Below are 6,276 nucleotides of genomic sequence, written 5' to 3' on the forward strand. Positions count from 1 at the left end.
ATGTAGTAGGTTCTCCTTGATCTGATCGGATATTTCCTAAAGCTTTGAGAGTGCAGCGATGAGTTCGGCACGCTGGGCTTCAGTGAGCTTGTCAATGTTACGGACGATAAAGCGGATAGCCGTAACCATCTCCTGCTCATCATAGGTTCCGATGATATCCAAGGGTTTCACCCCAAGGACATCTGCCAGGGCGGCAACCGTGTGCGCCCTCGGCTCCCGTTCGCCGTTGACATACCTGCTCACCGCCGCCGGTGTGAGACATGCTGCCTCGGCCAGCTCCTTTTGACTCATCCCCCGCTCCTTGAGCAAGGCGGCAAGTTTATTTCCAGTCAACGTTGCCATTATGTACCCTTTCTCGGTCGTATGTGGCAAAAACTACCGGATATCGGTAATTATAGACAACGCACTAGGCCATGTCCGCGGAGTTACCCCCTTGTTTTTATCGAAACCGTCGCAAACTCCTGGTTTCAAAATTGGCGATAAACTGTGAAACAATTTCGGATCTATCGTCTCGGCTCATATGCCGCCGTGATTATACTTGCACTCGCTTAACCTGATTTGTTAAATAAAATGCACAAATCAGGTTAAATGAAAACTGTAAATTTGGTTAAACGTGCCGGTAAAACAGGCAGTCTTTGCTTAAAGGCGATTGCATTAAATGTTCCTGAAGTCCATCTCGCAGTTTTCGATAAATTCAGCACTCTGGATAGGGTAAAATAATGCCGACGGCAGCCCAAGTCGTAGGAAGCTGGGCAGAGCCGTTGCTTAGTAGAGTTAGGTCATCGTCTTAGCGACGGTGGCCTTTCTTTTTGGGCTTCGAGCCCTGCTTGAGTGCCTTGGAAAGGCCAACAAGCGCTGTAAGAAGCATCATTCAATCTGTTGTTATAATTAAGTCCCACCCACGATATGCTTGATGAAGACCCTAGGATGAACTCACATGAGAGCCCAAGCGTACGGTGGTTTTATCCGCCTAAAGAGGATAAAATGAAAGCAGAAAACGACGCATCCCGTGTAAGCAACATGGAGCGCGGGCGGCCTAGTTTTCAGTCTTTGTTAAATGCCCGGGCTCCGACCCCCCGGGCATTCTTATTTGCGCTTGTGGCGCAAATGCCGTCCACTGTCCGCACCGCGCGTACGCCTACGGACCTTAATCCGAACCTCATACGAGTTTAAAAACGCGATGATGAACGTGCCGACCGTTGCAAGAGCGGCCAGCGCGTTAAGGAATTTCAGCATATGGTGACCTCCGATCAAATCGTCGGCCGCCCGCGCACGGAATGCGCCGTGACATCAATTCTAACCGAACCTGCGACTGCCCCAGTTAACTGGTACACCTCTGTTATTGTTCATATTCAACGTCTCAAAACGTATAGGGATTGCACCTATCGCAACGATAAGGCAAGGGGAGAAGCGCAGCGCCTTCTCCCCCTTCAATGATTTATTTCTCGGTTACCGCTTTACCAGCCAAGGCTGAATCTCCTTTTCGAGGGCAAGGTAATCCCACCGCAGCTCTACGGCGCAAGCGTGTCAACTGGTGCAACGATGACGCCCTCTGGCATCGTGTGCGCCGGCATACCGAACCCGATGACGATGAGCTTGGCCGCGGGCGGCTTCTTACCGCGCTCAACCAACTTTCGCTCCAGCCGAAGCAGGTTTGCAGATGCCTCGGGAATCTGGGAGCTTCCAAGTTTTACTTCCACGGCAATCCAGGTTCCATCGCGCCTGTGAATCACGGCATCGACTTCGAGATCATCGGCGTCGTGGTAATGGGATACCGATGAGTCGTTTACAGCGGCATAGACCTTAAGGTCGTGCAGGACGAAGGATTCGAAGAGCAGTCCCAGTGTTTTCGGGTCTGATACCAATGACTCCGGATTTGCTCCGAGTAGCGCGACGGCAAGTGAAGGGTCAGCGAGATGCCTTTTCGCGCTCTGTCGCAGTTTCACAGGCGACCTGAGCGCTGGATGCCAAGCTGGAATATCGTCGATGATGTTTATTCTACGCAAGGCATCCATATAGCGCCGCAGTGTGCTCCTCGATACATCACCGCCGAGGTCCTTCTCAAGAGACTTTTCGCCGGCAAGAGTGGATTCGTTGCGGGCAAGTGAAGAAAGAAGAGCCCTGACTTTCTCTGGATCACGCTTCACGCCGTCAACCTTTGAAACATCAGATTCGCAAACACCGTCGACATACGCAGAAGAGATACACATGGCATCTTCGGTTGACCTGCCAACGGCTTGCGGCCAACCGCCTCGACACACCAAGTCTGCGATGGCAGAGATGCCTTCAATTGATCCAAGAGCAACCCCGATCGGCTTTTCAGCGAACAGTGTTCCGAGGGAGACCGATCCCGATGAAATGCCGAGCTCGAGGAGAGTCATCGTGTCCATGCGGAGTCGAGACACGCGCCCAACTCCACTGTGCATAGGTTGGCTTGCGGCGTTCGGCGTAGCAGACCCAGTTAGAAGAAACTGTCCGGGCTCACCCATTCTTCGGTCGCACTCGAAACGCACTGCATCCCATATTTTAGGCTCCTCCTGCCACTCATCGATGAGTCGCGGAGCTGAGCCTACTACCGCCTGGGCGGGATCGAGTCGGGCGAGTTGAAGTGCCGCAAAACCGCCGGCTGGATCTGAGAGGGACAGGGAGGACGCTGCAAAACGTTGCGCCGTTGTAGTTTTCCCGCACCACTTCGGTCCCTGGATAAGCACGGCACCGAAGATACTGAGATCGCGTTCAATTAAACGATCGATGCATCTAGCTATATACCTATTCATAGAACTTCCCGTCGTTCATTGAGCCATCTTGTTTTATAGCATTTTACCAGCACGTGAAACATTCTGACGACGTCACGTGAAACAATCTGGCGACAAACTGTGAAACAATTTCGGAACTATCGTTTCAACACGTATGCCGCTGTAATCATACTTGTACTTGTTTAATCTGATTTGTTAAACAAAACGTGCAAATCTGGTTAAATGAAACCTGCAAATTCGGTTAAACGTGCTGGTAAAACAGGCAGTCTTTGTTTAAAAGCAATGGCATTAAATGTTCTAAAAGTCGATCTCGCAGTTTCCAATAAATCTATCACTCTGAATAGATTAAAATGATGCCGACGGAAGCCTAAGTTGTAGAGAGCTGGGCAGTGCCGTTGCTTAACGAAGTTAGGTCATCGTCTTAGCGACGGTGACCTTTCTTTTTAGGCTTCGAGACCCGTCTTTGATTTTCCCGTTGTTAAACCAGGGGTTTTACGACGGTTATGATAAGTCCCATCCACGATATACTTGATGAAGTCTGAAGCTCCCTGAAAGGTGATCACAATGGCCCATATAGCGAAATATCAATCTGGCGCGATCGGTCACATGTGCGCCCTTTACGAGAATGAGGCGATGCAAGCCAACGGTTACAACCTTGGTCCCAAAAGGCTCATTTCCCAAGTGCAGTTCATTAGCGAGCGAATTTCCGCGCTCGCGCTGAAACGCCATATGCGCAAGGATGCGGTGAGTCTGTGCGATTGCATCGTCACACTCCCCCGCTCTTTCGATGATAATCGCGAACGCGAGTTCTTCAAGACGGCATATACATTTCTATCTCAGCGTTATGGTGTCGATAACGTCGTATCAGCCTACATACACAGGAACAGCTCCCGTCCGCACATGCACTTTGCCTGGATACCAGTTACCGAGGACGGTCGCCTTTCGGCGAAGAGTGTCGTGACACGTCTTGAGCTTAAGACGCTGCATCCCGACATGCAGCGGTTCATGGAATCGTCCCTTGGATGTAAAGTCGAGATTCTTCTCGATTCCGAAAAAGCCGGCGAAAGAATCCTGAGCGGGTTGGGGTTGAAGGACTACATAGATGCAAAAGCCGAGCTGGAACGACTTGACAGTGAAATTGCTGTGAAAAAAGCTCAGCTGAATGAAATCTTGCGTCAGGAACATGAGGCGCGTGAGCGTCTTGCGGAGCTTATTCGCTCCGCCGAGCAAGAAGACGCTAAGGGAGATTGAGAACGCGAGAAGGAGAGGTTGCTGATGGAGTACAGGCTTGCAAACGGATCCGCGATCACGGACGAAGATATTGAGCGCGAGTGCGCGGAATACGAATCCGGCTCCTGGGAGGGGAACCTGGTGAATCTCCGCGCCGACCGCTCCAAGCTTTCCGAGGGGGAGCCCAACACCAACCTGTACTTCAAGTTCCCGAGGACGGACGCCGATCTCATCGAGGAGGCGGCCGACATAAAGGCATACAACGAGGCGCTAATGGAAGACGATGTCACCCGCTATTCGATGGATGACGTCATGCATATGGCAATGGAGGCCGAGTGAGATCGAGGTCGTAAGGGTGGGCCACCGCCAGAGTGTCTGCAAGACCACGCAGGTCAACGCCGAAAAAATCGACCTCACCAGATACGTTCTATGACCCGAAAAAGAAGTGGTGCGAGTATCTGTGCTGCCCTTGATCTAATCGGCCCGTAAAACGAATTCTGTTAAGTCGTCTACCTGAGGCTTTGTGAAATCTGCTACTGCCGTGTCGTGACCATAGAAAACGGGGCCAGGAAGACACTTGGACCCCGCTGAATGCTCGACATTATTTCGACAACAGACTTTTCGATGCTACATAAGTATCGGCCGTGTTATTCGGAATGTCTTGCGGCGCGTATCCCTTGCCAGTCGAAATGCTATACCACTTGCCGTCTGCCCCACTGATATATTTTGAAAAAGGAGCCGGCAGATAGGAATTTGTTCCCTCACCATCGTCATAGATGACCCATTTCCAATTAGAACCGAGACTGACTTTGGACAGCGATTGGCAATTACCGAACATTTTGTTGGCACTAACAACTGAAGTGAAATCGAAGCCGGAAAGATCGAGAGATTGCAGAGACAGGCAGTCGAAGAACATTCCGAACATTCCACTACGGGATGCGTGTACGGACCAGTCTTTCATATTGATGCTCTCAAGCGAATGGCACTCTTGGAACATACAGCTGAAGTTCAAGGTTTTTGAAACATCCCATGAGGAAAGGTCGAGTGACTTCAATTTCCTAGCCCTGAAGAAAGCGTCGAACATCTGACGACACTCAGACGTGTCAATCTTTGCCACATCGACGGTTTTGAGATTGGTCATGTTTGCAAACCATACGCTGACACTTTCGGGAGCGATGCCAGTATCCACGACGGTGACCGTTTCGATCTGCGACTGATGAGCGGCCCAAGGAGCGTTTGATGAGCCATAGCGATCTGTGGGCGTCTCGACGAGCGTATACGTCCCCGTCTCAAACCCCGTGTACACCTCGGTCACGGTCTTGAACTCGAACTTATCGCCGACTTCCGGGACCTCAGCGCGTTTGTAGAAATCCAGACTGTTATCATCGGCACTATACACGGCAAATGCGGTTTCGGCCTGATCGGCTGAACCAGCGCCAAAAACATCCTCGCCGCTACCGAACCAGCCGCCAATCGTATCGCCTGTCTCATTGACCTGCTGGGCGATTTTGGTGCCGAAGCCGAGTAGTCCCGCGCCGATTACCACGGCGACAATCAGGACGATGACGTATTCGACGGTACCGGCACCGGACTCCGGATACGTCCTGCATGACCGTTTTTTAGTGGGGGGGGTAATTCTGGGCAATGATAACATGGGCGATCTCTTTTCGATGATGGTGAAATTCCCGCTCATATCCTGATATTCGTTTTGCAAGCACTGTGGATAATGATACACCAAAGCCCCCGGCGCCGTCCGTTCCGTCCTGTACGTGTACGGCTGGTGGAAGGAATATAAGCGGAACGGATAGCGAAGGGAGAAAAAAAATAGCACGGCTGGCACCGGGCTATCAATTCGTCTGTACCTGCGTTGCCCGCTTTCCGAAGATTGACCGTCCGAGGACGAGCTTCGCTGGTACAACTTGATTCTACCACGCATCGACTAGCTCTAGCGGTGTGACATTTGACCAACTTCTGCTGTTATAATGTACGGCGAGAAGATGGGACATGGGAGCAAGCCCTAGTGCGTTGCCATTCAATCAGCTGTTATAATTCATAGAAATCAGGGATTCCGTAGTTGTCAGCCCTAGTGCGTTGCCATTCAATCAGCTGTTATAATCTATTCTTGAAAGTTAGTCGCTTATAAGTTGCCCTAGTGCGTTGCCATTCAATCAGCTGTTATAATCGCTTGCGCCGATGGCCCGAAGGACGTGAGGCCCTAGTGCGTTGCCATTCAATCAGCTGTTATAATTCATAGAAATCAGGGATTCCGTAGTTGTCAGCCCTAGTGCGT

The 6,276-nt window shown here is 51.1% G+C and carries 6 protein-coding genes and 1 CRISPR repeat array; of the genes, 3 read left to right on the top strand and 3 right to left on the bottom strand.

From position 1 onward, the window contains the following. Positions 1–36: 36 nt before the first annotated feature. Positions 37–342, bottom strand: a complete 306-nt coding sequence (locus AB5213_RS06295; protein ID WP_368276480.1) for a helix-turn-helix domain-containing protein — start codon at positions 340–342, stop codon at positions 37–39. Positions 343–588: 246 nt separating this feature from the next. Between AB5213_RS06295 and AB5213_RS06300 the strand changes: the two genes are divergently transcribed. Then, positions 589–720, top strand: a complete 132-nt coding sequence (locus AB5213_RS06300) for a hypothetical protein (RefSeq protein WP_368276481.1) — start codon at positions 589–591, stop codon at positions 718–720. A gap of 791 nt (positions 721–1,511) precedes the next feature. Here AB5213_RS06300 and AB5213_RS06305 read toward each other — a convergent pair. Then, positions 1,512–2,777, bottom strand: coding sequence for an ATP-binding protein (locus AB5213_RS06305; RefSeq protein ID WP_368276482.1), 1,266 nt, complete (start codon positions 2,775–2,777; stop codon positions 1,512–1,514). 543 nt (positions 2,778–3,320) lie between these two features. Here AB5213_RS06305 and AB5213_RS06310 point away from each other — a divergent pair. Both AB5213_RS06310 and AB5213_RS06315 read left to right on the top strand, forming a co-directional pair. After that, positions 3,321–4,007: a plasmid recombination protein gene (locus AB5213_RS06310; protein ID WP_368276483.1), complete on the top strand. Its 687-nt coding sequence runs from the start codon at positions 3,321–3,323 to the stop codon at positions 4,005–4,007. A 24-nt stretch (positions 4,008–4,031) separates the two neighbouring features. Then, positions 4,032–4,325, top strand: coding sequence for a hypothetical protein (locus AB5213_RS06315; RefSeq protein ID WP_368276484.1), 294 nt, complete (start codon positions 4,032–4,034; stop codon positions 4,323–4,325). 262 nt (positions 4,326–4,587) lie between these two features. Here AB5213_RS06315 and AB5213_RS06320 read toward each other — a convergent pair whose 3' ends face one another. After that, positions 4,588–5,721 (bottom strand): BspA family leucine-rich repeat surface protein, encoded by a 1,134-nt coding sequence (locus AB5213_RS06320; RefSeq protein WP_368276485.1) that lies wholly within the window; start codon positions 5,719–5,721, stop codon positions 4,588–4,590. 213 nt (positions 5,722–5,934) lie between these two features. Continuing rightward, positions 5,935–6,234: a CRISPR direct-repeat array (repeat unit 36 nt; unit sequence GCCCTAGTGCGTTGCCATTCAATCAGCTGTTATAAT). The last annotated feature ends 42 nt before the right edge of the window (positions 6,235–6,276 follow it).

Source organism: Coprococcus sp. RTP21204st1_G4_RTP21204_210225 (genome assembly GCF_040915385.1).
Lineage (GTDB): Bacteria > Bacillota > Clostridia > Lachnospirales > Lachnospiraceae > Allocoprococcus > Allocoprococcus comes.

Coding starts and splice junctions, on each gene's coding strand:
- AB5213_RS06300 (WP_368276481.1), top strand. CDS start 589: ATGAAAACTGTAAATTTGGTTAAACGTGCCGGTAAAACAGGCAGTCTT.
- AB5213_RS06295 (WP_368276480.1), bottom strand. CDS start 342: ATGGCAACGTTGACTGGAAATAAACTTGCCGCCTTGCTCAAGGAGCGG.
- AB5213_RS06310 (WP_368276483.1), top strand. CDS start 3,321: ATGGCCCATATAGCGAAATATCAATCTGGCGCGATCGGTCACATGTGC.
- AB5213_RS06315 (WP_368276484.1), top strand. CDS start 4,032: ATGGAGTACAGGCTTGCAAACGGATCCGCGATCACGGACGAAGATATT.
- AB5213_RS06305 (WP_368276482.1), bottom strand. CDS start 2,777: ATGAATAGGTATATAGCTAGATGCATCGATCGTTTAATTGAACGCGAT.